We start from the raw sequence: 24906 nt of genomic DNA, 5'->3' as shown, positions 1-24906 counted from the left end.
CCGGCCAGCAAACACTGTGTTCGATGGTCCATACAGGGTGTACGGCGCAGTTGTACACTGCACAGGTGGATTCTTCCGCCCCTAAGCCGTTCCAGGTCTCCCGCCCGCAGCGCCGGACCATGCTCAGCCGACACTTCAGTTCGATCGTGGAGAATCTGGTCGGCTCCGGCGACTCGTACGCCGAACTGAGCGTCGAACGCATCATCACCGCCGGCGGAATTTCCCGCTCGACGTTCTATTCCTATTTCGACGACAAGGGCGACCTGCTCGTCGCCATGGCCCGGGACGTGATCGGCGACCTCGTCGGCGTCGGCCATGCCTGGTGGGACCTGTCCCCCGACGCGACCAAGGCGGACCTGCGCAGGGCACTGCGCCTCCCCATCAACACCTACCGGGCGCACCGCACGATCTTCGGCGCCGTCGTCGAGACCGCGGCGTACGACGCCCGGGTGCGCGAACAACAACAGTCACTCATCGACCAGGTCGTCGCCTCATTGGCCGACCACATTGCGGCGGCCCAGAAGGCGGGCACCGCCGATTCCACGATCGACCCGAAGCGCGGCGCCCAATGGACGGTGTGGATGCTCGAGCACGGGCTGTACCAACTCGTCAGCTCGGCCGACGAGACCGAGGTCGAGCAACTTCTGGATGCGGTCACCGACATGATCTGGCGCATCTTCTATGCCGGCTACCGGCCCGAGGTCGGCTGACCCGCCGGTCAGCTGATCTTCTCGAAGCGGGCGGTGACGTCGGGATACTCGTCCCGGACCGCACGTTTGGAGATCTTGCCGCTGGGCAGCCGGGGCAGTGGCTCCTCGCGGAGCACCACGTAGCGGGGCACCTTGTAGTCGGCCAGCTGGGCGCGGCAGGTCCGGATCAGCTCGGCCACGCTGACCGGCTCGGTGTCAGATCCGCTGGCCGACCCCGTGACGCTGACGATCGCCGCCGGTGTCTCGCCGAAGCGCTCGTCGCTGGCCGCGATCACCGCCACCTCGCTCACGCCGGGATGGCGACCGATCACGGCCTCGATCTCGACCGGTGAGATGTTGATGCCGCCGGAGATGATCAGATCCTTCATCCGGTCGACGAAGGTCAGCCGCCCCTGCGCGTCGCGTACGCCCAGGTCACCGCTGTGCAACCAGCCGTCCCGCACCGCCAGCGCGGTCGAGTCCGGGTCCTCCCAGTAGCCGACCGTCATGCCGGGGCCGCGCATCAGGATCTCGCCAGCCTCACCGGGTGGACACTCGGTTCCGTCCGCGCGGACCACCTTGAGGTCGGTGAAGACCGAGCCGCTGCCGCACGAGCCGGGATACTCGGCGGCCTCGCTGGGCCAGGTGGCCGTGGCGATGCCGCCGACCTCGGTCATGCCGTAGATCTGGCGCAGCGCCACGCCCTTCTCCGCCCAGGCCGCCAGCAGCGGCATCGGAACCGCGGCACCGCCGACCACCGCGGTGCGCAGCTGGGACAGGTCGGCACCGGCGAACTCGGGCGCCCTCGCCAGCGCCTCGAAGATCAGCGGCACCCCGAAGATCACCTGAATCTTGAACTCGTCGAGCCGGCGCACCGCCCTGGACGGGTTCAGGTCCGGCTCCACGACGAGCGTGCCGCCGAGCACCGTGGACATCACCAGGCCCCAGACCAGGCCGGGGGTGAAGCACAGCGGCAGCAGCAACAGACTGCGGGCGCCGGGACGCAACCCCTCCTCCACGAGCGACGCCTCGAACACGATGTCCAGCAGGGTCCGGTTGGTGCAGATCACACCCTTGGACAGCCCGGTCGAGCCACTGGTGAACAGGATCGCCACCGGTTCGTCCGGCTCGCGGTCCAGCCGGAAGTCCTCGTCCCCGGCACCCACCCGCAGGTCGGCCACCGCGTCGAAACCGGTCACCGAGAACCGGGCACCGAGCTCGGCGACCTCCTTCAGCGCGGCCTCCCGTGTCGCCTCGGCGAGGACCGCGGTGGCCCCCGACTCCTCGATCAGCTTGTGCAGCTCGACCGGCACCAGCCGAGGGTTCAGTGGCACCAGCACCGCGCCGGCCTTGATCACGCTGTACGCGGCGGCCGTCCACTCCAGGCTGTTGCCGCCGAGCACGCCGATCCGGTCCCCCGGCCGCACTCCGCTTTCCACCAGCCGCCGGGCCACCCGCCCGGACCAGTTGCGCAGCTCGCGGTAGGTCAGCTGGTCCTCGCCGAGGACGACCGCCGGCTGGTCACCCTTGGTCCGCGCCCACCAGTTGAGCGCCGATGCGACCGATGTGGCCATGTGTCTCCTCAGGCTGTGTGCCGGGTGTGGCGGCGGGGCCGCTCAGAGTGTCGACTCGGAACCGAACAGGGTGGCGCTGACCAGCGGTGCCATCGGCCCACCGAGCAACAGCGAGACGTCGGCGCCGGGGACCTGGTTGCTGGAGGTACCGCGGATCTGGCGCACCGCCTCCACCGCGAGGCCGATCCCGTGCACGAAGCCCTCGGCGATGTTGCCGCCGGCGGTGTTGATCGGCAGCCGGCCCGATGGCGCGGTCAGGTTCTCCAGCGTCATGACGGCGCCGGCGTCGGGGCCGGTGGGGCACATCCCGAAGTCGATCAGCGACGCGACCGCGGGCCCGCTGAAGTTCTCGTAGACCTGCACGACGTCGACCTCACCCGGCTTCACCGCCGCCTGCGCCCACAGCCGCTCCACCAGGGCCGGATGGAACCCGGCGCTGGTGTACGCGTCGTCGTTCTCCACCGACTCCGACCAGCCGGGACCCGCGCCCTGGACCCCGGACAGCACGTACGCGGGGTGGCCCGAGTACTCCGGCACCCGGTCGGCGGCGACCACCAGCAACGCGCCGGCGCCGTCGTTCTCCCGCGAGCAGTCGTAGAGCCGGAACGGTTCGGACACGATCCGCGCGTCGGCGTACTGCTCGGCGCTGAGCGGGCGCCCGTAGGCCACCGCCTCCGGGTTGTTCTGGGCATGGTGGTAGTCGGCGAGTACCAGTGCCCGCAGCGCCGAGGCCGGCACCGCGTCCACCTCCAACAGACGCTGGGTGCGCAACGCACAGACCTGTACCGGGGTGAGCACACCGTGCGCGCTGAGCAGCGGAGGGAAGTGGCCCTTGCCGTAGCTCTGCCGGCCGTCGTCGGCCTCGCTCAGGCCGCGGTAGACGATCACCCGCTCGGCCTGCCCGCTGATCACCGCGGCGGCGGCCGCATTGACCGCCGCCGCCACACCTCCCCCGCCGCCGCCCCACACCAAACTCGACCAGCGCACCTCGTGGACCCCGAGCGCGGCGCCGACGGCGAGCCCCTCGGTGCTGTCGTTCGCGTAGGAGACGAAGCCGTCGACATCGCGCGGGTCGACGCCGGCATCCGCGCAGGCGTCCAGGACCGCCTGCAGGGTGAGCTGCAGCGATGAGTGCGGGCTGGTGCCGCGCTCGTAGAAGCTGGTGTTGCCGACGCCCACCACGGCGGCCGCGCCGCGCTGCCCGGTCACGACTGCGACCAGCGCAGCAGCGGCCAGCCCTGGCCGTCCGCCGGTTCGTCGAAGTCGCCCTTGACCGGCTGCCCGATGCGGACCGTCGCCGCGTCGGAGTCGCGCAGCACGCCGAGCACCCGGCGCCCGCCCGCCTCCGGCAGCTCGACGAGGACCACCACGTAGGGCAGGTGGCCGCTCAGCTCCGGTGTGAACGGCTGCCAGGTGCGGGTCCAGGAGTACACCGTGCCGGCCGGCGCCACGGCGGGCCAGCGCAGGTCGGTGCTGTAGCAGTTCGGGCACATCGGGCGCGGCGCCCAGATCCACCGCTGGCAGCCACCGCACCGCTGGATCCGCAGCTCACCAGCGCGCAGGCCCTGCCAGTGCGGTGCGTCCAGGCCGCCGTCGGAGGGTCCCCCGGTCGGCGGCCTCGGCGGGGTCTCCGGGAGGTTGCGCACGTGGTGCACCCGCCAGCCCTCCGCCAGCCGCACCCACCGCGAGCGCAGCAGGATCGCGGCGCCGCCGGCCGCGCGGTAGCGGATGAAGGCGGTCACCGAGCCGTCCGGCTCGGCCACCAGCCGCCGCACCTCCGACGACTCCAGGTCGACGGGCAGGGACGCCGACGCCGCCAGCTGGCCGATCCGGTCCGGGCGGAAGTCGGCCATCGTGGCCCGCAGGTCGCCGGCCGCGACCGCCCGGCCGTGCCGCTCGACCAGGTCGGCTATGTCGGGCGGCAGAGATCCGATGACCTCGACTGGCATCGCGGTGGCTCCTCGCTGAGTGGTGGCGTGGCGGCGGTTCGGGGACGGCGGTGTGGGGTGGCTCGGCTCGCTAGGGCACCTCGTAGAGGCAGTCGGTCCGATCGTGCAGGAAGCCCAGCTGCCGGCAGTCCCGCACCAGGTCCTCGTCGTCGGGGTCGAGGGTGATCGCGGCGATCCGCAGCCCCTTGTCCCGCAGCGACTCCAGCGCCGCGACCAGCAGGTCCGTCCCGGTCCGGCCGTCGGTGTGCCCGGGGTGCACCACCATCTCGGTGATCCGCCCCGCGACGCCGTACTCGGTGCGCTGCCCCGCGTCCGGGTCGACCGACACGGCCCCGCGCAGCTCCCCGGCCCCGGGCGCGCTACCGGTCGCGGTACCGGCTCCGGGCGCCACGAACAGATAGCCGTCCCGGTCCGGGCCGGGCGACCGGCCGGCGGCGGCGAGCAACCGGGTGAGCGCGGCACTGTCGGTGTCGGGGTCGAAGGCCCGGACCCCGGTGGCGGAACCGGAGACGGAACCAGAGCCAGAGCCGATCTCCCGGCCGGCCCGCAGCGGCATCGACAGCTGCCATTCCCGGCGGGTGCGGCGTACGCCCCAGCGGTGCAACCGCCGGGCCATCCGGTCGGCGGCCGGGTGGTCGCCGCGCGCCCAGCCGCGCAGCGCGCACACCCCGGTACCGGCCCAGCCACGGGCCGCGCGCACGTCAAGGCCGAGCTGCTCGAACAGCATCGTCGCGATCCCCCGGGACCGTAGCTCCGGGCGCACCACGAACCGCACCAGGCCCTCGCCGCCCGCGCCCGCCTCGAGCCGCAGGTAGGCGGCGAGCGTCGGGACCCCGGTGACCCGACGTCCGTCGCCGGGCCGCTCGTCGGGCACCAGCCACACCAGCAGGTGCGTCGCGCCGGCGATGTCCGGCTCGTCGGCGGTCACCTTCGGGAACCCGGCCTCGTCGTCCTCGGCGGCCGCGTCCGCCAGCATCCGGCGAAGGTCGCACACGTCATCCGGTGCGGTGCCGGCGTACCACCGGTAAGTGATCACCTGAGCGCTCCGATCCCGCCGGTGGCGCCCCCGCTCAGGGGGTCTCCTGGGTGAGCCGCCGGAGCTCCCGGTGGAAGACGTGGTTGGCGATCTCGTTGCGCCCCAGCAACATCGGCCCGGCGCTGGCGCTCTCCATGCCGCTCTGCGAGCCGCGCAGCAGCGGGAAGTCCTCCTGGTGCAGCACGGCCAGCAGGATCTTCCAGTTCTTCGCCCACAGCCGCGACCAGGACTCCTCGTCCATCCCGCTGTCCTCGACCTTCGGCACGATCAGCCGCATCTCCATGCGCGACCGGCCCGGGTCCTTCGGGTGCGGGCGGAACGTGAGCAGCTGGAAGTGGTCGGGCTGGCGCAGCAGCGTGCTGTTCGGCATCAGGAAGTGCGTCTCGATCACGTCCTTGGCCAGGCTCCGGTCGCCCGGGTCCTCGTCGATCCACCGGTCGATGGTCTTGCGCGGTGCGATGAACCGGCAGTGCCGACCGAAGTCCTCGAACGCCTGGACGTTCGTGTGCACGTGCTTGGCCGCCGTGTTGGGGTGCGCGTACTGGATGTGATAGCCGTCCAGGAAGGCATCCTGCATGATCTTCCAGTTCACCGGCTCCTCGAAGCCCTCGGCCTGGAACGCGACCAGGTCCGCCAGGCCGTACTGGGCCAGCACGCCGTCCATGTCGGGGCCCAGCCAGTCGGCCACGTCGATGTCCGCGTCCGCGTCGTCGACCAGCCAGATGAAGCCGTGCCGTTCCTGCGTGGGCAGCTCGACAAGGCCGTGGTCGGCGCGGTCGATCTCACCGAAGGTCGACCCTCGGGTGACCGTGCGCAGCGAGCCGTCGGTGTCGTAGGACCACCGGTGGTACCCGCAGGAGAACAGCCGGCAGCGGCCCTTCTCCCGTTCCTCGAGCAGGGCGCCGCGATGGCGGCACAGGTTGACGAACGCCTTGACCCCGCCGTCCTTCTGCCGAACGACAATGATCTGGTTGCGCGGCATCCGCAGCGTCAGGAAGTCCTGGGGCTCGGGCAGCTCCGAGGTGTGCGCGACGATCGAGGGCACTCGACCGAAGACCAGGTCCCGCTCCCGGGCCGCGATGCCCGGGTCCGTGAAGTCGGTCGCCTCGAACGAGCCGATCGACCCGTAGTCGTCGGTGGTCTGATTCCGCAGGTGGTCCAGCGCGCGCCTGATCCTGGCCTCACGGGGGGCAATCGAGCTGGTCACGGCATCCTCCTCGGCTGGATGGGCCACTAGCTGGCCTCGCCAGGCTCGATGGCCAGCGCTCGTTCCGGGCACATCTGCACGATCAACTCCGCCGCACCGAGCAGCTCGGACGGCACCGGCCCGGCGGGCACGACAGGATCACCCACCTCGTCGCAGTCGAGCAGGTCGGGAGCCGCCCCGTAGCACAGCCCGTGACCGGCACAGGCCTGCCGATCGACCCTGAGATACGCACTCATCAGCCGTCCTCCGGGAACCGCATGGCGACGCGGGACAAGGTGCCGCCGTCCGTCGACGGCAATGTGACACCGGAGATGTACGCGGATTCGTCGGACACCAGGAAGAGCGCCGCATTGGCATTGTCGAGCAGATTCGGCGGGCGGTTCAGCTTGAGCGGAATGGGCGAGGCCGCCGGGTCCCACGGGCCCTGGACCTCCTCGTAGGACTGCCCCACCACCGGTGCGCCCGGCTCCATCAGGAAGTTGGGCGACATCCCGTGCGTCGGCGCCACCGCATTGACCCTGATTCCGTACTTGCCGAGGTCCAGGGACAGCGCGCGGACCATTCCGTTCACGCCGGCCTTCGTGGCGGAGTAGGGCGCAATGCTGTGATGAGCCACCGTGGCTGCCGCCGACGAGGTCACCAGGATGACGCCGCCGCCGTTCGCCCGCAGCGCCGGCACCGCGTGCTTGGCACACAGGAACGGGCCGGTCAGGTTGACCGCGACGACCTTGTTCCAGTCCTCCAGGGTGAAGTCCTGGAACTCGACGTGCTCGCCGCCGAGCACCGACGGCACCCCGCCGCGGGAGACGATGCCGGCGTTGGCCCACATGATGTCGAGCTTGCCGAACTCCGCGACCGCGGTCGCCACGGTGCGGGCGACGTCGGCCTCCACAGTGGTGTCCGCCTCGACAGCGACAGCGGTGCCACCCTGCTCGGCCACCAGCTTCACGGTGCCCTCGGCGCGGTCGAGCAGGATGTCCATCACCACGACGCGAGCACCCTCGGCGGCGAACAGCTGAGCGGCCTGGCGGCCGAGCCCCGAACCGGCCCCGGTGATGACGGCTACTTTGCCCTCGAGCCTCGGCATGGCAGTTCCCTCCGACTTGAGCGGCGCGCACGCGATCCCGCCCACTCCGGACGGTTACGCAAGCTAGATCCGTTAAGTGCGGGAAAACCGAATTCGGTTCCCGGAATGAAATAACCTTATACCTTTAGGCAATGGTGGTCAACCACACCCGGCGGACTGCCCGGAACCTCTTCCTCCGAGCGGTCCTCCGCACGCTCGCCACCAGTGGAGTCCGCTTCCCTCCGACGTGCTGCATACTTCGGCCATGCCCCGCAATACACCGCCCGCACTGAGCCGCCGGGTAATCGTCGAGACCGCCCTCGCGATCATGGACCAGGACGGTTACGGGGCATTCAGCATGCCCAAGCTGGGCGATGCGCTCGGCGTGCGGACACCGTCGCTCTACCACCACTTCCGGGACCGCGCGGACATTCTGGTGGAGGTCGCCAAGGTCGTGGTCCTGGAGACCGAGGTCCCGCACCGGCGCGCGGACGCGCCGTGGACCGACTACTTCGTCGAGCTGTCGGTGAACTTCCGCCGGACCATCCTGCGGCACCACAACACCGCCGCGGTCCTGGTCCAGTTCCTGCCCCGCGACGTGCTCGCGCCGCTGTACGAGACGGCGGCGCTGATCCTGGCCGAGGTGCCGACCGTGCCGCTGTCGGCGCACGTGCTCATCCTCGACGGCCTCGAGCGCCTCACCATCGGCACCGCGCTGATCGAAGCGTCCCGGCCGTCGCACGGGCCCGACACCGCCTTCCCCAACGTGGACCCCGACGCGCACCCGCAGTTGGCCTCAGCGGTCGGCGCCAACGCACTCGACGCGGAACAGCTGTTCATCGAGACCATCCGCGCCTTCCTGTCCGGTGTCGAAGCGGCCGCAAAGAACGGTCACCGCTGAACCACCGCGGCGGGTCGTTCAGCGGCGACCGACCGCACCCACCGGGCGCTCAGCCGCGTCGGCGCAACGGCAGCTCGACAATGCCCCTGGCCTCGCCGGTGGCCCAGCGGATGCGGCTCTCGTCGGCCAGCTCGAAGTGGCCGAGCGCCTTCACACCGCGCTCGATCGCAATCTTGACCATCGTCTTGGCCAGGTGTGAGCCCAGGCAGCGGTGCGGCCCCATGCCGAATCCGAGGTGCCGGTTCGGGAAGCGATCGAGCTGGATCTCGTCCGGCGACTCGAAGACCGTCTCGTCCCGGTTGCCGGCGCCCCAGAGCAGCAGCACCGGTTCGCCCTCGCGCAGCGGGCAGCCGCCCAGCTCGGTCGACTCGGTCACCGTGCGCCCCAGCGCCTGCACCGGACTGGTCCAGCGGACGAACTCCTCCACCGCCCGGTCCAGCGCGACCTCGTCGGCGAGCAGCCGCTCCCGGTCCTTCGGGTGCTGGGCCAGGTAGTAGAAGGCGCCGGAGATCGCACTGGCCGTGGTGTCCAGGCCGCCGAACAGCAGCAGCACGATGTACATCAGGATCTCGTCGTCCCGCATCGGCCGGCCGTCCACCTCGCCGTCCAGCAGCACACTCAGCAGGTCGTCGCGCCTCGGCTCGCCTCGGCGCAGCGCGATGACCTCCGTGACCCGACCGAACATGCTCATCGCGGCCATCCCGGCCGCCTCCTCGTCGATACCGCGCAGGTGGGTCATGTCGTGGAACCACCGGCCGAGGCTCTGCCGATCCTCCGGGTCGAACCCGATGGTCCGCAGCGCCACCCGCTCCGGGAACTGGGCGGAGAACGCCTCGCAGAAGTCGAACTCCCGCCGGTCGCCGATCTCGCTCAGCAGCTGGTCCGCCAGCTCGCGGTACTCGGCCTCCTTGCGGGCGATCGCCTTCGGCCCGAGCTCGGCGTTGAGCACCTTGCGGTACTGCCCGTGCATGGGCGGGTCGATACCGACCGGGATCAGCGGCGGCAGCTGGTGAGGCGGAATCGCCACGCCCTTGGCCGACGAGAACACCGCCGGGTTGCGAGCCGCCGCGCAGATGTCGTCGTACCGGGAGATGATCCGGAAGCCGCCGTACTTCTCGCTCTTGGCGAGGCCGGCGATCCGCCGCAGCGCCGCCCACACCTGCTCCGGGTGCTCGGCGTGCTCCTGACCGAAGTGATCGAACGTCGCGGCATCGAACTCCGTCTGGTCATCGGATCTGCTCGTCGCGCTCTCGATCGTCACCTCGGGACTCCAATCCAGCTACCGGTGGGGGGCGTCGGGCACGCGGGCGGCAACCGCCACGACTGGGCGAGAACCTCAGTGTGAGTCGATGAACAAGAAACGTCAAGCGTCTCATGAGGTATGCTCTGAGCGCACCCATTGGCCGATCACGCCCGCCCTCATCATCACCGCCACCCTGTGCACGAGGAGTCCTCTGTTGGCTGGCCGACGGACCGCACGGTCGCTGCCGAATGATCCAGAGGCCGCACAGATGTCCCTGCTCAAGACCGCCGAGGAGTGCTTCGAGCGCTACGGCGTCCGGCGGGTCACGATGGATGAGATCGCGTCGGCGGCGGGGGTCTCCCGGCCCACCCTCTATCGGTACTTCGGCGATCGGGATTCCCTGATCAAAAGCATTGTCGAACACCGGGCCGGCAAACTGGTCAGCAAGGTGCACCGGTTGCTGGATGAACAGGAACGGCTCGAGGACAAGCTCGTCGCGGGCATTCTGTTCCTTGTCGACATCGGGCGTAACGACCAGTTCATCCGCGAGCTGATCCGCTCCGACAGTGACCATTTCACCAACGAGCTCATGATCGAGCAGGGCACCGCGACGGCGTTTGCCGAGGCCGTCTGGTCGCCGACCGTCAAGGCCGCCGCCGGCGCCGGCATCCTGCCGGACGACTTCGACGAGCGGATGGCCTACCGCTGGCTCACCTCGATCAACTTCATGCTCATCGGCTGGCAGGACTACGACGACCAGCCGCTGAGCTACAAGCGAGAAATGCTGCGTCGCTTCCTGGCCCCCGCCTTCCTGGGCTAGCGATCCTTGGGTGTGGAACGGCCTGAGTCGATCGGCCCGTCACCGACTGTGACTGTCGCGGCGTAGTGGCGAGCAGCGGTCCGTCGATCATGACCGCGAGCCCCGAGCGTGAGCCTCGGTCACCTCAAGTCGCCCAGCTCAGCCACCACCTCGGCGGTCCGAGGCGAAACCTCACTGGGAGAGCCCTGAACGATGCCGCTCGTCGCGAGCGGTGATCCAGTCGGATGGATGTTCAGGACGGTCCAGAGCGGCACCCTCCGCGCGACGGGCCGGGCCCTTCAATGTCGGCGACGACTGAGCTAAGGTTGTTACAACGGACGCATTATGTTTCACGTCAGTCGACGGCGCGCCAACCGCCCGCCGCACGTCCGCGATGGGAAGCAGCCACCGATGCACCAGGACAGCAAGGCAGAGATCAGGAAGCACCTCGTCGGCTTCGTCGACACCAGGACCACCGACTACGCCGAGTCCACCATGCGGATGGACGCCAAGCGTTACTCGGACCCGGCCTACCTGGCCCGCGAGCACGAGAAGGTCATCAAGACCCACCCGATGATCGTTGCGCACTCCTCCGAGCTGGTCGGGCCCGGTTCGTTCCTGACCGCCGTCGTGGCAGGCACCCCCATGCTGGTGATCCGGCAGGACGACGGGTCGGTCAAGGCGTTCGCCAACATCTGCCGCCACCGGGGCGCGCAGGTCGAGGCCCACCCGAGCGGCCGGCGGAAGATGTTCAGCTGCCCGTACCACCGGTGGTGCTACAGCAGGGACGGGTCGATCCGCTCCATCCCGTTCGACGACGGGTTCGACGGGGTCGACCTCGGCGAGCGATCACTGGTCGAGTACCCGGCGGACGAGTACGCCGGCCTGGTGTGGGTGCTGCCGACGACCGGGGCGGCGTTGGACATGACCGCCCGCGTCGGCCCGGAGCTGGACCGCGACGTGCAGGCCTCCGGGATCGCCACGGCCGAGCTGTACCGCAAGCGGACCTTCCACCTGGAGATGAACTGGAAAGTCGTCATGGACGGCTTCACCGACGCCTACCACCTGCAGTTCGTGCATCCGACGACGGTCGGCCCGTTCTTCCACACCAACGTCTACAAGGTCGACTCGTTCGGCAAGAACTGGCGGATGGTCGTCGCCCGGCGCGGCATCGAGAAGTTCCGGGACGACACCAACTTCGACTACGACGAGTTCGCCAAGTACGCGATCCCGAACTTCACCATCTACCCGGGCACCGTGATCACCACCGAGCCCGCGCACTTCGAGGTGTGGAGCGTCCGGCCCGACCCGGCGAATCTGGCCACCTGCCTGGTCACCCTGCTGTTCCTGGTACCGGAGCTGCCGGAGACCGAGAAGGCCACCCGGTTCTTCGACAAGAACTGGGACCTGCTGCTGAGCACGGTCGAGGGCGAGGACTGGGTCGTCGCCAAGACCATCTCCGAGGGGCTCGCCCACGGCGACCGGCCCGAGCTGATCTACGGGCGCAACGAGAAGGCCACCCAGCTGCTGCACAGCCAACTCGCCCATGACGTGGACGGCCCAGATGCCGCCGTCCCCGACGGTCGCCCCTCGTAGCCACCGGAGCCGGGCTGGAGTCGGAGCCCGGCTCAAGCCGCCTCGGTGGCGCGCCCCGGGAACAGGGCCGACAGGACGGCGTCGAGATCCAGCCGTTCGCCGGTCCAGGCGGGGACGATGGCCTCGTCGTCGACGTGGACCTCGGCGAGCAGGTCCACCCTGCTCAGTACGTCCGCGAGCGCGGCGGCAGGGTGCTGTGCGGCGACCTCGCCGCCGTCCCGTCGCCACACCCGGAACCGGTTGCGGTCCAGCGACGCGCGATAGTCGTGATCGTGGATCAGCCGATGGTGGAACGAGCACAGCAGCACCAGGTTGTCGACGTCAGTCGGTCCGCCGCGCAGCCAGTGCCTGACGTGGTGGGCGTGCAGATAACGCTCGTGCTCACAGCCGGGGAATCGACAACGATGCTGGTCACGGATGTCCAACGCGGCCCGCTGCGTCGCGTTGACCCCGCGGTGCGCACGCCCGAGGTACAACGGGTTGCCGGCCGGGTCCTTGATCAGCGCCCGCACCCGTGCGTCACAAGCCAGCCGCTCCGCCGTCGACACCGCGACCGGCAACGCGTCGTCGAGCCTCGCCCCGCCGTTGGCCACCTCGAGGTGCACCACTACCTCATGCTGCCCCAGGTCGGGGGCGAGCAGCGCCATCAGAGCATCCGCCCGCCGCGCCGCGAGCCGGTCGACCGCCACGCCAGGTGGATGTTCCCGCGCCATCTCGAGTGATCGGCCGATTGCCGGTTCCGCGGAACCGTCCGCCTCCGCCGCTCGCGACCCCGCGAGGACGCCACACTCGGCGGCGCTCAGCGACCCGTCGACACCCGGCGGCTGGTCAGCACCCGACTGGCCGTCAGCCGAGGACGACCAGTCGGCGTGCGCCAGCTCCACGGCACCGCTGAGCCAGCCTCCTACGTCCGGGCCGCCGGTTCCATCAGCGCGCGACGATGCCGTGGGACCATCCCGCAGCTGCGCCTGCAGCGCGCCGAGCAGTCGGGCGCCCTCCTCGGGAGGCAGCGTGGCTCGAAGCACCAGGCAGCCGTCCTCGTCCCAGCGCCAACTCGCCGAGCGGCGCGCCGCCGCCATCTGGCCCGACGTCGCCGCCCGCCGCGCCGCACGCACCACCCGCTCCACATGCGAGGCGGTACCAGCGAGTGCCACATCGACCAGCGCCTGCTCGGTGTCCGGCGTGGCGATCCGGGTGACGGCCCGCACTTTCGCGTACGACAACCGCCCGACTCCAAATGCCTCGGCGATCAGCGGCAGCCCTACCAGCGCCCTGGCCACCCGCACCTGCTCACGCCCGGCCCGCTGACTCAGTCCGACGCGCCAGGAAAGCCAGTGCACACACGACCGGATGCCTGGGCCGCCCCAGCCCTCGCGCGCGTCGAACTCCGCCAGCAGCAGCAGGAACCGGCACTGCGCGGCGGCTACTCGGCCGGCCAGTGCGACCAACTCGGTCTCCAGCTCAGAGGTTTTCAACGTATCGAACATATGTTCGATACTACGTCGGAACACCGACAGCGCCGACCACTAAGGGCCGGCCGACGATCTCCCGGCCGATGATCAGCTTCATGATCTCGGTGGTGCCGGCGTAGATGGTGGTCACCCGGGTGTCACGGTAGGCCCTGGCGAACCCGTTCAGCACCGACATGGCCCCGATGCGGGCGAACTCCTCCGTCATCGCGCACTGGAACCGGTAGTCCCGTACGCCGGCCCCGCCGTACTCCTCCGGCACCGAGAGCCCCAGGAAACCCTGCCGACCGGCCTCCAGCCACGGCTCGCGCGGCACCAGCCGGTCCTCCTCCCAGGTCTCCACGAACGGCTCCACGTGCCGCTCGATGAAGGTGCGCACCAAGTCGCGGTACGCCTGGTGGTCGTCGGCGAAGAACGGGCGCCTGGCCCGGACATCAACGCGCTCGGTCCGCCTTCCGGTCGGTGAAGCGGGTGAAGATGTCGGCCGCGGACCGGTCGGCAAGGCCGGCCCTCTCGAGCAGGCACTCAGCGTCGTAGCGGGCCCTCGCGTCCCGGCCGATCCCCTCGCGCATCAGCCGCTTGGCGTTGCGCACCCCGGCCGGCGGCAGTGCGGCCACCCGCGCGGCGGCCGCCACCGCGGTGTCCCGGATCGCCTCGTCCGCCACGTACTCGTTCAGCAGGCCGAACTCGGCGGCCCGCGCGCCCTCCAGGACACCGCCGGCGAGCAGGATCTGCTTGGCCCGCGAGGTCCCGACCAGGTCCGGGAGTAGCCAAGTGAGGTTGGCGTAGCCGTAGGTCATGCCGGTGACCTTGAACCGGGTGCCCGGGCCGCCGACCCGCAGGTCGGCGCAGGCCGACAACAGCGCCCCGACCCCGTACGCAATGCCCCGCATGGCGGCGACCGTCGGTACCGGGCTTGCGTACCAGCGCCAGAGCCACTCCTCGCGCTCCAGCAGCAGGCGCACGTTCTCCTCGGTGCTCAGTGCGAGCATCTCGTTGATGTCCCAGCCGGCCGAGAGCGCCTTGCCGCCGGCGCCGGCGAGCACCAGGGCGCCGATCGCCGGGTTCTCGTTGACCTCGTCGAGGTACTCCGCGAACCGCTGCTGCGCCTCCCGGTTCAGCGCGTTGTGCACCTCGGGCCGGTCGATCTCGATCATCGCGACGCCGGACTCCAGCTCCCGGTAGGACACCGGGCTCGCCGGCTCGCTCACCGGGCCGCCGTCCGGTGTGCACCCGCCGCGTCGAACTCGTCCCGCAGGACCCGGCGCAGGATCTTGCCGGACATGCCGCGCGGCAGCGGCTGTCCCCGGTGCGTGATGTAGCGGGGCACCTTGTAGTCGGCCAGGTTCTCCCGGCAGTGCTGGTAGAGCGTGTCCAGGTCCAGATCGTCCCCGGTGACCACGACCGCCACGGTCTCGCCCCAGCGCTCGTGCCCGGTGCCGACGGCGGCGACCTCGGCGACACCCGGGAACTCGGCGACCACCCGCTCGATCTCCGCCGGGTAGACGTTCAGGCCGCCGGAGATGATCATGTCTTTCTTCCGGTCGACGACGCGCAGGAAGCCTTCGTCGTCGAGCGTGCCCACGTCCCCGGTGTGCAGCCAGCCGTCCACCACGGCGGCCGCTGTCGCACCGGGGTCGTTCCAGTAGCCAGGGCTGACCTGCGGACCCTGGATCACGATCTCGCCGACCTCGCCGGTGGCGACCTCGACACCGCTCGCATCGACGATCCGGACCCGGGTGTGCACGCCCGGGATACCGGCCGAGTCCCGCTTGCTCAGGAAGTGCGAGCGGGGCAGCAGAGTCGTGTTGCCGGTGGCCTCGGTCAGCGAGTACGCCTGTCGGATCTGTACCCCCTTGGCCTCGTACCGCCGCAGCAGCGCGTCCGGCACGAGCGCACCGCCGGTGATGGCCGTAGTCAGCGCGGACAGGTCGGCCTCGTCGAAGCCCGGCGCCGCCGCGATGGCCTCGTACATGATCGGCACGCCGGTCATCGCGTTGACCGGCCGGTCGACGATCAGCTCCAGCGCCCTGGCCGGGTCGAACTCCTCGAGCAGGAGGGTGCCGCCGACCCCGTAGGCGGTCAGGAAGTTGTTGACGATTCCGCCGGTGAACGCGAGCGGGACGCAGCACAGCATCGTGGTGTCGGAGCTGTAGCCCTCGAACCGGGTGTAGGCGTTGATCGTGGCCAACAGGTTCTGGTGGGTGAGCACAGCGCCCTTGGGGTAGCCGGTGGTCCCCGACGTGAACGCGATGACGGCCGGGTCGACGCCGGCGATGTCGATCTCCGGTAGCTCACCGCCCCGGTCGCGCAGGGCGGCCATGGTCGTGTCGGCCGGTGCGGTGTCGTCCAGGGCGACCTGTACGACGGCGGGCCGGTCGGCGGCCAGCGCCCCGTACCTGCCGGCGAGCGCCGAGTCGTAGGCGATCACCGCCAGGTCCGCGTTGTCCACCAGGTAGGCGAGCTCGGCGGTGGTGCCGCGGACGTTGAGCGGGACCACCGCCGCGCCGGCCCGCATCGTGCCCAACGCGAGCTCGCACCAGTGCAGTGAGTTCGCACCGAGGATGCCGACCCGGTCACCGGGCCGAACCCCGATCGCCCGCAGCCCCACCGCGATGCGGCGGGTCCGATCCTCCAGCCGCGACCAGGTGACAGACACCCCGCCCGTCGCTATCGCCACGGCCTCGGGCTGCCACCGAGCCCAGTACTCGCCCACCTCGGCCACGTTCACTCGGACAAGGTTACAGGATTTGTCGGTTGTAAAGAATGCCTGCGAGGTGGACTACAGGCCGATGCGGTCGGCGATCGCGGCGAAGTGCTCCTCACGGCCCGCGAACAGGTGTTGGGCAGACCAGGCGCGGCGGTAGTACAGGTGCGTGTCGTGCTCCCAGGTGAACCCGGTGCCACCGTGTACCTGGACGGTCTCGACGGTGACCTTGCGGAATGCCTCGCCGCAGTACGCGGCGGCGACCCGCACCGCGACCGGGAACTCGGCGTCGCCCTCGGCCTCGGCGGCCGCCGCGTAGCGGGCACTCGCCCGGGAGAACTCGGCCTGGTGCAGCATGTCGACCAGCTTGTGCGCGACGGCCTGGAACGAACCGATGGGCCGGCCGAACTGCTGGCGGGTCTTGGCGTACTCCACGCACATCGCCAGGCACGCCCCGGCGCCGCCGGCCTGTTCGGCGGCCAGTGCCAGCAACGCCCGGTCCAGGATCTGCTCGACGACCGCCGGGGCGGAACCGGCGACGCCGATGAGCCGGGCCGGCGTGTTGTCGAGGTCGACCCTGGCCACCGAGCGGGCCAGGTCGAGGGACTCGACCGCGGTACGGGTCAGTCCGTCGGCCACGCCGCGCACCGCGAACAGGCTCACGTTCTCCCCGTCCCGAGCGGTCACCAGCAGAAGGTCAGCGGCCACCCCGTCTAGCACGAACTGCTTGGTGCCGCTCAGGCGCCAGCCGTCCCCCTCGCGCACCGCCCGCGTCGCGGTGGCGGCGGTATCGAAGAGCCCGTCGGCCTCGGCGACCGCGACGGTGGCGATGCTCTCGCCGGCCCCGATCGCCGGCAGCAGCTCCGCACATGCCGCCTCGTCCCCGGACAGCAGCAGGGCCGGGACGGCCAGCCCCACGGTCGCCAGGTAGGGCCCGTGGTACAGCGCGCGACCCATCTCCTCGAACACCACGCCGGTCTCCAGCGCGGTCTGCCCGAGGCCGTCGTACTTCTCCGGCACGGCCAGCGCGGTCAGCCCCAGCTCGGCGAGCCGCCGCCACAGGTCCCGGTCGAAGCCAGCGCCGGAATCAGCGCCGGAATCAGCGCCGGGATCAGCACCGGAGTCAGCACCGTCGCGCACCGCCGACAGCGGCGCCTTGTCCCGCAGCAGCCGCCGGACGGAGTCCCGCAGCTCCTTCTGTTCGTCACTGTCCGCGAGCGCACTCTGGGCAACCATTGCCGTCTCTCCTCACTGCGCGCGCGGCAGGCCGAGGACCCGCTGCGCGATCATGTTCTTGAGCACCTCGTCGGTACCGCCGCCGAGCCGGTAGCCGGGCGCGCCGAGGATCACCGAGGTCCACGCGTAGGTGCCCCACTCGCCGGTATCGGCCGCCACCCTCGCGCCCAGCACCTCGGCGACGTACTCGCCGAGCCGGCCCATGTTCGCCGACAGCGCGATCTTGTTCAGAGCGACCTCGGGCCCTGGCGAGTCGCCGGCCTTGGCGCGGGCGCCCATCACCTGCTGGGTGTAGCGCGCCACCCGCAGCTGCATCATCAGCTCACCGAACGCGCGGCGGACCACCGGGTCGTCGGCGGCGCCGACGTGGCGGGTCAGCTCGAGCAGGCGGTCGGTGGACAGGATGCCGGCACCGCCGAAGGCACTGTCGCCCATGGAGTTGCGCTCGTTGGCCAGCGTGGTCAGCGCGACCCGCCAGCCGTCGCCGACGTCGCCGATGCGGGCCGAGTCGGGCACCACGACGTCGTCCAGGAACACCTCGTTGAACGAGGCGCCCCCGGTCATCTGGCGCAGCGGCCGCACCTCGACACCCGGGGCGCGCATGTCGACCAGGAACGCGGTCAGGTTGCGGTGTCGCGGCTCGTCCGCGGTGCGGCAGATGATCTCGCCGATGTCGGCGAGGTGCGCGCCGGAGGTCCACACCTTCTGCCCGGTGATCCGCCAGCTGCCGTCCTCGGACTGGACCGCCTTGGTACTCAGCGAGGCCAGGTCGGAGCCCGCGCCCGGCTCGGAGAACAGCTGGCAGGAGATCTGCTCCGCCGAGTACATCGCCGGCAGGTAGTGCTTCTTCTGCTCCTCGCTGCCGTGCTTCAGCACGGTCGGCGCGATCATGCCGAGGCTGATCGTCAGCGACGAGTCGCCGGGCACCTCGTAGTTGCGCACCGCCCGCTCGAAGGCGCGCTGGTAGGAGTTGGGCAGGCCGCGGCCGCCGTACTCGGTCGGACCGTTGATCCAGCCCAGCCCGGCCTCCCACAGCCCGGCGCGCCAGGCCCGGATGGCCGGCATCGCCTCGGCCTCCTCCTCGGGATCCGGCTCCTGGAACACCCGGACCTCGTCGCTGCCCTCACCCCAGACGAACCGCTGCTTCGAGGTACGGCGCGCCTTCGGGTAGTGCGCACCCAGGTAGGCCTCGACCTCGGCGACGAACTCCGCCACCGTCGGCTCCGGCGTGCTCATCGCGGCCCCCGGGCTCGGCTGGCGGCCGGCGAGCCGGATCCCTCCCGGGTCGGCAGGGCCACCACGGCGCTACCCGGCATGACGGTCTCACCGCGCTGGTTGACCGCCTTCGTGACGACGTCGACGACGTGCTCACCGTCATCGTCGACCCGCTTGCCGGTCACCTCGCCACGCAGCTCGATGACGTCGGAGAGGTAGACGAACCTGCGGTACTCGGCCTGGCACTCCTTGATCCAGGCGTGGTCACCGGCCCAGTGCGTCAGTTGCTGAACCTGCCAGCACTGGCGCTGGAACCCCACGTCGTACTGGAACGCCACGCTCATCGCCCGGGCGGCCTGCAGGTTGTAGTGCACCGAGTAGATCGGCTCCTGGGCGCTGGTGATCGGGTCGCGGAACGCCCAGGCAGGGTGCGCCTTGTAGTCGTGCAGCGCGGCGGCGTGCGCCTTCAGCCTGGGGATGGGGGTGCCGCCGCCGGCCACGAAGGCGATCTCGTCGGTCAGCCCGATCGGGCCCTTGGTCAGCGTGTCCACCACATCGCCCTCGGCGACGTCCTCCCAGTACCTGGGCTCGGCGCCGCGCGGGGCCTCGGCCAGGATCCGGGCCTCGATGTCGACGAGCTCAGCCGGCTCCCACGGGTGCGGCAGCACCGGCCCGGCCTTCGCGGCGCCGTTCGTCCCGGTGTCCTTCTGCTTCGCCGACGCGGAACCCCGCTCGAAGTTGATCACATTCCAGCGGATCGTGGCGATCCGTTCGCCGTCCTGGTTGTGGTAGCTGTTGACGAACTTGTCGGTGACCGTGCGGCCGGCGAACTTGCTGGGCGACGGCCCGTCGAAGCCGTCGTACAGACACGTCGAGTCGACCCGGTCGTTCCAGTACACCGGCCGCTCGAAGGTCAAGTGCGACATCGAGTGGAACGAGCCCAGCCCGGGCCAGCCGAACTGGATGCCGGAGAAGCAGCCGATGATGAACGACGGCGGCGCCACCGGCGCACCGTACGGGGAGCTCGAGCCGTACTCGGCATCCGTCCACAGCGGGTTGATGTCGCCGATCCCGCCGGCGAACTTGTTCACCGCGATCCGCGACGCCAGCTCGTTGTTGACCGAATGCTCGATCCGCAGCTGGGCGCCGACCTTGGCCTGCATCGACTCGATCATGGCGTCATCAATGACCGCCTGCGGCATTACCGCGGCCTTCTCGTCCACCGACATGGTCCCATCGTAGGCGGAAATTAGTCTAGTTGTCGAGTATTGGGCACTCGACTAAAATCACACTAGGCGCCACGCCCGGCCGGACCCTCCTGGGGCCAGTCCGACACGAGGGTCCGCTTCAGTACCTTGCCGACCGCGTTGGTCGGCAGCGGTTCCGTGCGGACCCACCACCGGGACGGCACCGCGAACCGGGCGAGCTCCTGGGCGGCGAACGCGGCGAGCCCCGTCGGCTCGGGCCGCGCACCCGCGCGGGGTACGACGACGGCGGCCACCTCCTCGCCGAGGTCGGCGTGCGGCAGGCCGACCACGGCAACCTCGGCGACGTCAGGATGTGCCCGGAGGCGGGACTCCACGTGTGCGCTGGCGACGTTCTCGCCGCCCCGGATGATGACGTCCTTCTTCCGCCCGACCAGGTAGAGCCAGCCGTCCCCGTCCAGTCGGCCGAGGTCACCGGTGTGCAACCAACCGTGGGCGTCCACCACCTGCTCGACGTCCGGGCCTCCCCAGTAGCCGCTCATCACGCTGGGCGAACGCACCAGGATCTCACCGCCGAGCGTGTCGTACTCGGGCTCGCCGGTGGGCGCCAGCCGCACCTCCACCACCGGCAGCGGCCGGCCCACCGTGCCCGGGTGCTCCAGGATGTGGCGCCCGGACGCCGAGGCGACCGTGCCGCCCGCCTCGGTGAGGCCGTAGACCGACACGATCCCCTTGGACAGGTTCGGGAACGCGCGCGCCGCCCGCGCGGCCAGCTCGTCCGGTGCGGCCGACCCGCCGGCGGTCAGCGACCGCAGCGCGGAGACGTCCCGGACGGCCGCGTCCGGGTGCTCGACCACCCGGGCCAGCATGGTCGGCACACACGCCCAGCTGCTGACCCGCTCCCGCTCGATCAGTTCCAGCACCCGCGCCGGGTCGAACCGCCCGTCCAGGAACACCATCTTGGAGCCGCTCATGAAGTTCATGCCCAGCGCCTGCAGGCCGCCGACATGGAACAACGGCAGTGTGTGCAGGTTCGAGTTCGCCGGGTGCGAGTCGGGGATGTCGCCCGGCAGCCGGCGGGTGAGGCTCAGCAGGTTGTGCAGGTTGGCGATCACCGCGCGGTGCGAGAGCACCGCACCCTTCGGCGGACCGGTCGTCCCGGACGTGAAGATCACCACCGCCGGGTCGGTCTCCACGCCGCACGCCGGTTCCAGGTCCGGGGTCGACACACCGTCGCCGAGCAGCGGGGTCAGCTCCGAGGCGAGCACGCGCGGCACCCCGGCGGGCAGCCGTGCCGCGAGACGAGCGTCGGTGAACACGAGGGCGGGCGTCACGGTGGCCAGCGCGCCGGCCACCTCGGCCGCGCTCCACCAGCCGTTGCCCAGCACCGCGAGCGCACCCAGCCGCAGCACCGCCCAGTAGGCGACCACCCATTCCACACTGTTCGTCGCGTAGAGCAGCACCGGGTCGCCGCGGCGCACCCCGCGCTCGCGCAGCTCCGCCGCCACCCTCAGCACGGCCCGCTCGTGCCCGGCGTAGGTCAGCCGGACATCGCCCTGCACCAGGCACTCCCGCGCCGACCACCGCCGACAGTCCAGCAACAACTCGGGCACCAGTGCGCGCCTCGACCCGTACACCCGCACCGGGTAGGCGCCACTGTCGTCAACCGCTACGTCCCGGCCCCACGGCGCCACCATCGAGCCCGTGCCAGTCCCCACCATCATCCTCCAGCGAGCCGCCCCAGCGGACGCTACATGAAGTAAGTGTTCACTTCAATTACGTCCCGCCGATTTCGGTTTTCGCCGGCCGACCGGGATCCTGGGAGCCAGGACGAGATGCGAGAGGAGCCCGGATGGGTTCCGAGCCGGGCGCCAGCCCAGCCACGTTCGGCGAGTTCGGCGCTGCCGCGCTCGGCGAGGTATTCACGCCGCGGTTCCTGCAGCGGCAGCTCGACGCCGCCCTCTCCTCGCTGCGGCGGGGGACCAACTGGCTGCCGGACTTCGCCGCCGACCTGGTCTCCGCGCGTGCCGCCACCCCGAGGCTGCTCTCCGACGACGGCTTCGAACGCAGCTTCGCGGTCACGGTCCGCGCGGTGCTCGAGGTGGAGGTCGGGCCCCGACTGCTCGGGATGAGCGTCGACGCCACCGCGGAGATCGACCTGACGGTCCGGGTCCGCACCTTCCGGCCGGCGATCGCCCAGCTGCACATCGATCCGGTGACCTCCCGGGACTTGCGGGTCCGGGCCCGTACCCGGGCCGGCCTACTGCCGCTCCCCCTCAGCGCCGGCGGCACCCGACCGCTCGCCGAACTGGTGGAGAGGTCATTGCCGATCTTCGCCGGCGCCCTGAACCGGGCCCTGGCGGCAACCACTGCGCAGCGCCAGTTCGACGTGGTGGACCGGATCCGCCGGTCACAGGCCGGTGCCGGCAGCCCCGTCGAGTCCCGGACCGGAACGCTGCTGCCGGACGAGCGCGTGGAGTGGCCGATCGAGCTGCGCGAGCACGAACGGATGGCGCTGATGCTCTGGGCGGGCATCCGCACCGAGCCCGGCACCGGACACCCGACCGCGCCGAGCTGGTGGTCGTTGACCCCGCCGCCGGCGGTGCCGATCGAGCTCTCGCTCAGCGACGGCGGCGGCCGCCCGATCGGCGAGGTGCGGCTGCCGGTCTACCGGACCGTGCCCGACCTGGACACCACCGCGGCCGGCGCGGGACTCACCGTGGCCGCGAGCCGGGCCAGCGACTACCTGGCCCGGCTGGTCAACCGGGGCGCACGGCCGCTGGCGTACCGGATCGAGGACCAGCGCCGCACCGTCGCGGGCGAGCGGATCGGCTTCGCCGAGTTCGGTGAGTCCCTGATCCGGCTCGGTGTCGACCGCACCACCGTCTCGAACGCCGTCGGCGACCAGCTCACCCGGGGCGCGCAGGTGGAGTTCAACACGCCGAACCTGGTCCGCGGCACCATCGGTGCCCGGTTGACCGAGGTCACCGCCCTGCCGCCCGGGGAGGACGAGCTCCGGTTCCGGCTGTCCCTGCTGGTCGATCTGGAGCTGACCATCGGGCCCGGCTCGGGTGCCACCGTGCTGACCTCGACGCTGGACGCCCAGGTCCCGCTGCGGGTGTCGACGATGACCGGTCCGGCGGCTCTGCTGGTGACGTTCGATCCGGTGTCGGCCGGTGACCTGCGGCTCGTCGAGCCGCCGCGCCAGGTCGGCGGCCGGCGGATCCCGTTGCTGAAGCGCGCCCTCGCCGAACTGCTCCCCCACCGGGTCGCCGCGGAACTGAACCGGCGGCTCGCCGAGGCCAGTCGCCGGATCGTCGCGGCGGAGCTGGTCACCGACCGGCCCGAGCCCGTCGCCCGGGAGTCCGACGCGCTGCGCGGCCGCACCTCGTTCAGCGGGGTCGTCTCCGCCGGACGGCCGAGCCTGCACTCCATCCGACTGGACGACCAACAGCGGATCCGGGCCAAGGCGCGGATCATCGCCGGGGCGCCCGGATCGCCGGAGCCCGGCGGGGCACCCGACGGCCTGGCCGGCGAGATCGCGGTGTGCGACGAGCACGGCGGCGTGTGGGCGGCCGACCTGGCGACCATCCCGAGCGACGGCGAGCCGAAGACCGTCGGCATCGAGTTCACCGCGCCACAGGCCGGGCAGTGGCGGCTGCGGGTGGCCTCCGCAGGCGGGCCCGGCGACCTGGAGTACGACCTGCAGATCCGCCCCGACCCGTACTAGTCCCGATCGGTGAAGTCCTTCAGCCCGTACCAGACCGCCCACGTATCGATCACGATCAGCGCGAGGCCGGCGGCGATCGGCTCGACCACCTCGCCCGTGGAGTAGATGTCCGGGTTGCCCACGATCGCCCGGAGCTTGCCCAGCACCAGCAACCAGCCGAGCACGGTGACCGATGCGACCATGAGTGCCGGACGCCACCGCATCGCGACCCCCTCGGACTAGTACTGCCGAGGGCCGTCCCGGTGCGCGCCCCCGCCACTGACGCCGTACTGGCGACGCTGCTCATCGGTGAGGCTGTCCTTGATCGCCTGCTGAGCCTTGAGCGGCAGCTCGTGCAGCATGCCCATCACGCGGTCCCGGCGGCGGCCCTCCGCCGCGCGGGTACCGCCATCCATGGGCATGATCTGCGGCTTCATTGCCGGCAGCTGGAACTTCTTCGCGCCCGAGGAACGCTCCGCCGCCTGCTCGTCGGCGTCCTTCTCCTCCGACATCCCGATCGGGCCTTCCCGGCGGCCGTTGAGGAACTGCGACACCACCGGGTCCTCGCTGGTGAGCAGCAGTTCCCGAGGGCCGAACATGGCGAGGTGCTTGTGGTACATGATGCCGATGTTGTCCGGCAGCGTCTGTGCGGTATTGATGTCGTGTGTCACGATCAGGAAGGTCGAGTCGGTCTTCTGGTTCAGATCGACGATCAGCTGGTTGAGGTAGGCCGTACGCACCGGGTCGAGACCCGAGTCCGGCTCGTCGAACAGCATGATCTCGGGGTCGAGCACCAGGCCCCGGGCCAAGCCGGCGCGCTTGCGCATACCACCGGAGATCTCGCCGGGCAGCTTCATCTCGTCGCCGGTGAGGCCGACCATGTCCATCTTCTCCATGACGATGTCACGGATCTCCGACTCCTTCTTCTTCGTGTGCTCACGAAGCGGGAAGGCGACGTTGTCGAATAGGTTCATCGACCCGAACAACGCACCGTCCTGGAACAGCACCCCGAAGAGCTTCCGGATCTCGTAGAGCCGGTCCGCCTTGGTTCGGACCAGGTCGGTGTCGTGGATGAAGATCGAGCCGGCTTCGGGCTTCAGCAACCCGATCAGGCACTTCAGGAAGACGGACTTACCGGTCCCGGAGGGGCCGAGCAACACGTTGATCTCGCCCCTGGGCATTGTGAAGGTCACGTCCGACCAGACATTTGCCCTTCCGAACGACTTTGAGAGGCCCTCCACCTTGACCTCGACCCCAACACCCATCCGAACTCTCGCTTTCTGATGCTTCCGCTGATTCTTGCGG

General features: G+C 70.5%; 23 protein-coding genes. 5 read left to right on the top strand and 18 right to left on the bottom strand.

Features of this window, described 5'->3' with window-relative positions; genetic code table 11:
• Window positions 1–65: 65 nt before the first annotated feature.
• On the top strand, window positions 66–710 hold the full coding sequence (locus tag ACTXG6_RS25105; RefSeq protein ID WP_445181824.1) for a TetR/AcrR family transcriptional regulator: 645 nt from the start codon (window positions 66–68) through the stop codon (window positions 708–710).
• 8 nt (window positions 711–718) lie between these two features.
• On the opposite strand, the gene ACTXG6_RS25100 is transcribed toward ACTXG6_RS25105, so the two are convergent.
• The 7 genes from ACTXG6_RS25100 to ACTXG6_RS25070 form a co-directional block, all read right to left on the bottom strand.
• On the bottom strand, window positions 719–2263 hold the full coding sequence (locus ACTXG6_RS25100) for a class I adenylate-forming enzyme family protein (protein ID WP_445181823.1): 1545 nt from the start codon (window positions 2261–2263) through the stop codon (window positions 719–721).
• 42 nt (window positions 2264–2305) lie between these two features.
• On the bottom strand, window positions 2306–3472 hold the full coding sequence (locus ACTXG6_RS25095) for a thiolase C-terminal domain-containing protein (RefSeq protein WP_445181822.1): 1167 nt from the start codon (window positions 3470–3472) through the stop codon (window positions 2306–2308).
• Window positions 3469–4212 carry a Zn-ribbon domain-containing OB-fold protein gene (locus ACTXG6_RS25090; RefSeq protein WP_445181821.1) on the bottom strand — a complete coding sequence of 248 codons (744 nt, stop codon included), beginning with the start codon at window positions 4210–4212 and terminating at the stop codon, window positions 3469–3471. The genes ACTXG6_RS25095 and ACTXG6_RS25090 overlap by 4 nt, the downstream gene beginning before the upstream one ends.
• Before the next feature lie 70 nt (window positions 4213–4282).
• Window positions 4283–5248, bottom strand: coding sequence for a hypothetical protein (locus ACTXG6_RS25085; RefSeq protein WP_445181820.1), 966 nt, complete (start codon window positions 5246–5248; stop codon window positions 4283–4285).
• A gap of 34 nt (window positions 5249–5282) precedes the next feature.
• Complete coding sequence (locus ACTXG6_RS25080) at window positions 5283–6455, bottom strand: aromatic ring-hydroxylating oxygenase subunit alpha (RefSeq protein WP_445181819.1); 1173 nt, start codon at window positions 6453–6455, stop codon at window positions 5283–5285.
• 26 nt (window positions 6456–6481) lie between these two features.
• On the bottom strand, window positions 6482–6691 hold the full coding sequence (locus ACTXG6_RS25075) for a ferredoxin (RefSeq protein ID WP_445181818.1): 210 nt from the start codon (window positions 6689–6691) through the stop codon (window positions 6482–6484).
• Window positions 6691–7542: an SDR family NAD(P)-dependent oxidoreductase gene (locus tag ACTXG6_RS25070; RefSeq protein ID WP_445181817.1), complete on the bottom strand. Its 852-nt coding sequence runs from the start codon at window positions 7540–7542 to the stop codon at window positions 6691–6693. The genes ACTXG6_RS25075 and ACTXG6_RS25070 overlap by 1 nt, the downstream gene beginning before the upstream one ends.
• Before the next feature lie 244 nt (window positions 7543–7786).
• On the opposite strand from ACTXG6_RS25070, the gene ACTXG6_RS25065 reads away from it, so the two are divergent.
• Window positions 7787–8422: a TetR/AcrR family transcriptional regulator gene (locus ACTXG6_RS25065; RefSeq protein ID WP_445181816.1), complete on the top strand. Its 636-nt coding sequence runs from the start codon at window positions 7787–7789 to the stop codon at window positions 8420–8422.
• A 49-nt stretch (window positions 8423–8471) separates the two neighbouring features.
• On the opposite strand, the gene ACTXG6_RS25060 is transcribed toward ACTXG6_RS25065, so the two are convergent.
• Window positions 8472–9683: a cytochrome P450 gene (locus tag ACTXG6_RS25060; RefSeq protein ID WP_445181815.1), complete on the bottom strand. Its 1212-nt coding sequence runs from the start codon at window positions 9681–9683 to the stop codon at window positions 8472–8474.
• 88 nt (window positions 9684–9771) lie between these two features.
• On the opposite strand from ACTXG6_RS25060, the gene ACTXG6_RS25055 reads away from it, so the two are divergent.
• Together ACTXG6_RS25055 and ACTXG6_RS25050 are read left to right on the top strand one after the other, a co-directional pair.
• Window positions 9772–10485: a TetR/AcrR family transcriptional regulator gene (locus ACTXG6_RS25055; protein ID WP_445181814.1), complete on the top strand. Its 714-nt coding sequence runs from the start codon at window positions 9772–9774 to the stop codon at window positions 10483–10485.
• A gap of 390 nt (window positions 10486–10875) precedes the next feature.
• Window positions 10876–12060, top strand: coding sequence for an aromatic ring-hydroxylating oxygenase subunit alpha (locus tag ACTXG6_RS25050; RefSeq protein ID WP_445181813.1), 1185 nt, complete (start codon window positions 10876–10878; stop codon window positions 12058–12060).
• Between the two features lie 32 nt (window positions 12061–12092).
• Here ACTXG6_RS25050 and ACTXG6_RS25045 read toward each other — a convergent pair whose 3' ends face one another.
• The 8 genes from ACTXG6_RS25045 to ACTXG6_RS25010 all read right to left on the bottom strand — a co-directional run bounded on the left by ACTXG6_RS25045 (window position 12093) and on the right by ACTXG6_RS25010 (window position 21610).
• Window positions 12093–13535: a DUF222 domain-containing protein gene (locus ACTXG6_RS25045; RefSeq protein ID WP_445181812.1), complete on the bottom strand. Its 1443-nt coding sequence runs from the start codon at window positions 13533–13535 to the stop codon at window positions 12093–12095.
• Between the two features lie 22 nt (window positions 13536–13557).
• Window positions 13558–14031 (bottom strand): acyl-CoA dehydrogenase family protein, encoded by a 474-nt coding sequence (locus ACTXG6_RS25040; RefSeq protein WP_445181811.1) that lies wholly within the window; start codon window positions 14029–14031, stop codon window positions 13558–13560.
• Window positions 13964–14740, bottom strand: a complete 777-nt coding sequence (locus ACTXG6_RS25035; RefSeq protein WP_445181810.1) for an enoyl-CoA hydratase/isomerase family protein — start codon at window positions 14738–14740, stop codon at window positions 13964–13966. Before ACTXG6_RS25035 ends, ACTXG6_RS25040 begins: the two co-directional genes overlap by 68 nt.
• Window positions 14737–16260, bottom strand: coding sequence for a class I adenylate-forming enzyme family protein (locus tag ACTXG6_RS25030; RefSeq protein ID WP_445181809.1), 1524 nt, complete (start codon window positions 16258–16260; stop codon window positions 14737–14739). The genes ACTXG6_RS25035 and ACTXG6_RS25030 overlap by 4 nt, the downstream gene beginning before the upstream one ends.
• A gap of 51 nt (window positions 16261–16311) precedes the next feature.
• Window positions 16312–17472, bottom strand: coding sequence for an acyl-CoA dehydrogenase family protein (locus ACTXG6_RS25025; protein WP_445181808.1), 1161 nt, complete (start codon window positions 17470–17472; stop codon window positions 16312–16314).
• Window positions 17473–17484: 12 nt separating this feature from the next.
• Window positions 17485–18708, bottom strand: coding sequence for an acyl-CoA dehydrogenase family protein (locus ACTXG6_RS25020; RefSeq protein ID WP_445181807.1), 1224 nt, complete (start codon window positions 18706–18708; stop codon window positions 17485–17487).
• Complete coding sequence (locus tag ACTXG6_RS25015; RefSeq protein ID WP_445181806.1) at window positions 18705–19916, bottom strand: FAS1-like dehydratase domain-containing protein; 1212 nt, start codon at window positions 19914–19916, stop codon at window positions 18705–18707. Before ACTXG6_RS25015 ends, ACTXG6_RS25020 begins: the two co-directional genes overlap by 4 nt.
• A gap of 62 nt (window positions 19917–19978) precedes the next feature.
• Window positions 19979–21610 carry a class I adenylate-forming enzyme family protein gene (locus ACTXG6_RS25010; RefSeq protein ID WP_445181805.1) on the bottom strand — a complete coding sequence of 544 codons (1632 nt, stop codon included), beginning with the start codon at window positions 21608–21610 and terminating at the stop codon, window positions 19979–19981.
• Between the two features lie 134 nt (window positions 21611–21744).
• Here ACTXG6_RS25010 and ACTXG6_RS25005 point away from each other — a divergent pair, with 134 nt between their 5' ends.
• Window positions 21745–23622, top strand: a complete 1878-nt coding sequence (locus ACTXG6_RS25005) for a hypothetical protein (RefSeq protein WP_445181804.1) — start codon at window positions 21745–21747, stop codon at window positions 23620–23622.
• Here the strand turns inward: ACTXG6_RS25005 and ACTXG6_RS25000 are convergent.
• Together ACTXG6_RS25000 and ACTXG6_RS24995 are read right to left on the bottom strand one after the other, a co-directional pair.
• Complete coding sequence (locus ACTXG6_RS25000; protein ID WP_445181803.1) at window positions 23619–23825, bottom strand: hypothetical protein; 207 nt, start codon at window positions 23823–23825, stop codon at window positions 23619–23621. The two genes, ACTXG6_RS25005 and ACTXG6_RS25000, sit on opposite strands and share 4 nt — an antisense overlap.
• Before the next feature lie 15 nt (window positions 23826–23840).
• The gene (locus ACTXG6_RS24995; RefSeq protein ID WP_445181802.1) at window positions 23841–24866 is read right to left on the bottom strand and encodes an ABC transporter ATP-binding protein; all 1026 of its coding nucleotides are present in this window, start codon (window positions 24864–24866) and stop codon (window positions 23841–23843) included.
• Window positions 24867–24906 lie beyond the last annotated feature (40 nt).

This window comes from Pseudonocardia sp. Cha107L01 (assembly GCF_052566575.1).
The sequence above is the reverse complement of the archived record's forward strand: the minus strand, read 5'-3'. Positions and strand labels throughout refer to the sequence as shown.

Excerpts from the sequence above, each read along its gene's own strand:
- ACTXG6_RS25020 (WP_445181807.1), bottom strand. The coding sequence starts at position 18,708 with ATGAGCACGCCGGAGCCGACGGTGGCGGAGTTCGTCGCCGAGGTCGAG.
- ACTXG6_RS25075 (WP_445181818.1), bottom strand. The coding sequence starts at position 6,691 with ATGAGTGCGTATCTCAGGGTCGATCGGCAGGCCTGTGCCGGTCACGGG.
- ACTXG6_RS25065 (WP_445181816.1), top strand. The coding sequence starts at position 7,787 with ATGCCCCGCAATACACCGCCCGCACTGAGCCGCCGGGTAATCGTCGAG.
- ACTXG6_RS25000 (WP_445181803.1), bottom strand. The coding sequence starts at position 23,825 with ATGCGGTGGCGTCCGGCACTCATGGTCGCATCGGTCACCGTGCTCGGC.
- ACTXG6_RS25025 (WP_445181808.1), bottom strand. The coding sequence starts at position 17,472 with ATGGTTGCCCAGAGTGCGCTCGCGGACAGTGACGAACAGAAGGAGCTG.
- ACTXG6_RS25090 (WP_445181821.1), bottom strand. The coding sequence starts at position 4,212 with ATGCCAGTCGAGGTCATCGGATCTCTGCCGCCCGACATAGCCGACCTG.
- ACTXG6_RS25050 (WP_445181813.1), top strand. The coding sequence starts at position 10,876 with ATGCACCAGGACAGCAAGGCAGAGATCAGGAAGCACCTCGTCGGCTTC.
- ACTXG6_RS25100 (WP_445181823.1), bottom strand. The coding sequence starts at position 2,263 with ATGGCCACATCGGTCGCATCGGCGCTCAACTGGTGGGCGCGGACCAAG.
- ACTXG6_RS25070 (WP_445181817.1), bottom strand. The coding sequence starts at position 7,542 with ATGCCGAGGCTCGAGGGCAAAGTAGCCGTCATCACCGGGGCCGGTTCG.
- ACTXG6_RS24995 (WP_445181802.1), bottom strand. The coding sequence starts at position 24,866 with ATGGGTGTTGGGGTCGAGGTCAAGGTGGAGGGCCTCTCAAAGTCGTTC.
- ACTXG6_RS25015 (WP_445181806.1), bottom strand. The coding sequence starts at position 19,916 with ATGTCGGTGGACGAGAAGGCCGCGGTAATGCCGCAGGCGGTCATTGAT.
- ACTXG6_RS25005 (WP_445181804.1), top strand. The coding sequence starts at position 21,745 with ATGGGTTCCGAGCCGGGCGCCAGCCCAGCCACGTTCGGCGAGTTCGGC.
- ACTXG6_RS25055 (WP_445181814.1), top strand. The coding sequence starts at position 9,772 with ATGAACAAGAAACGTCAAGCGTCTCATGAGGTATGCTCTGAGCGCACC.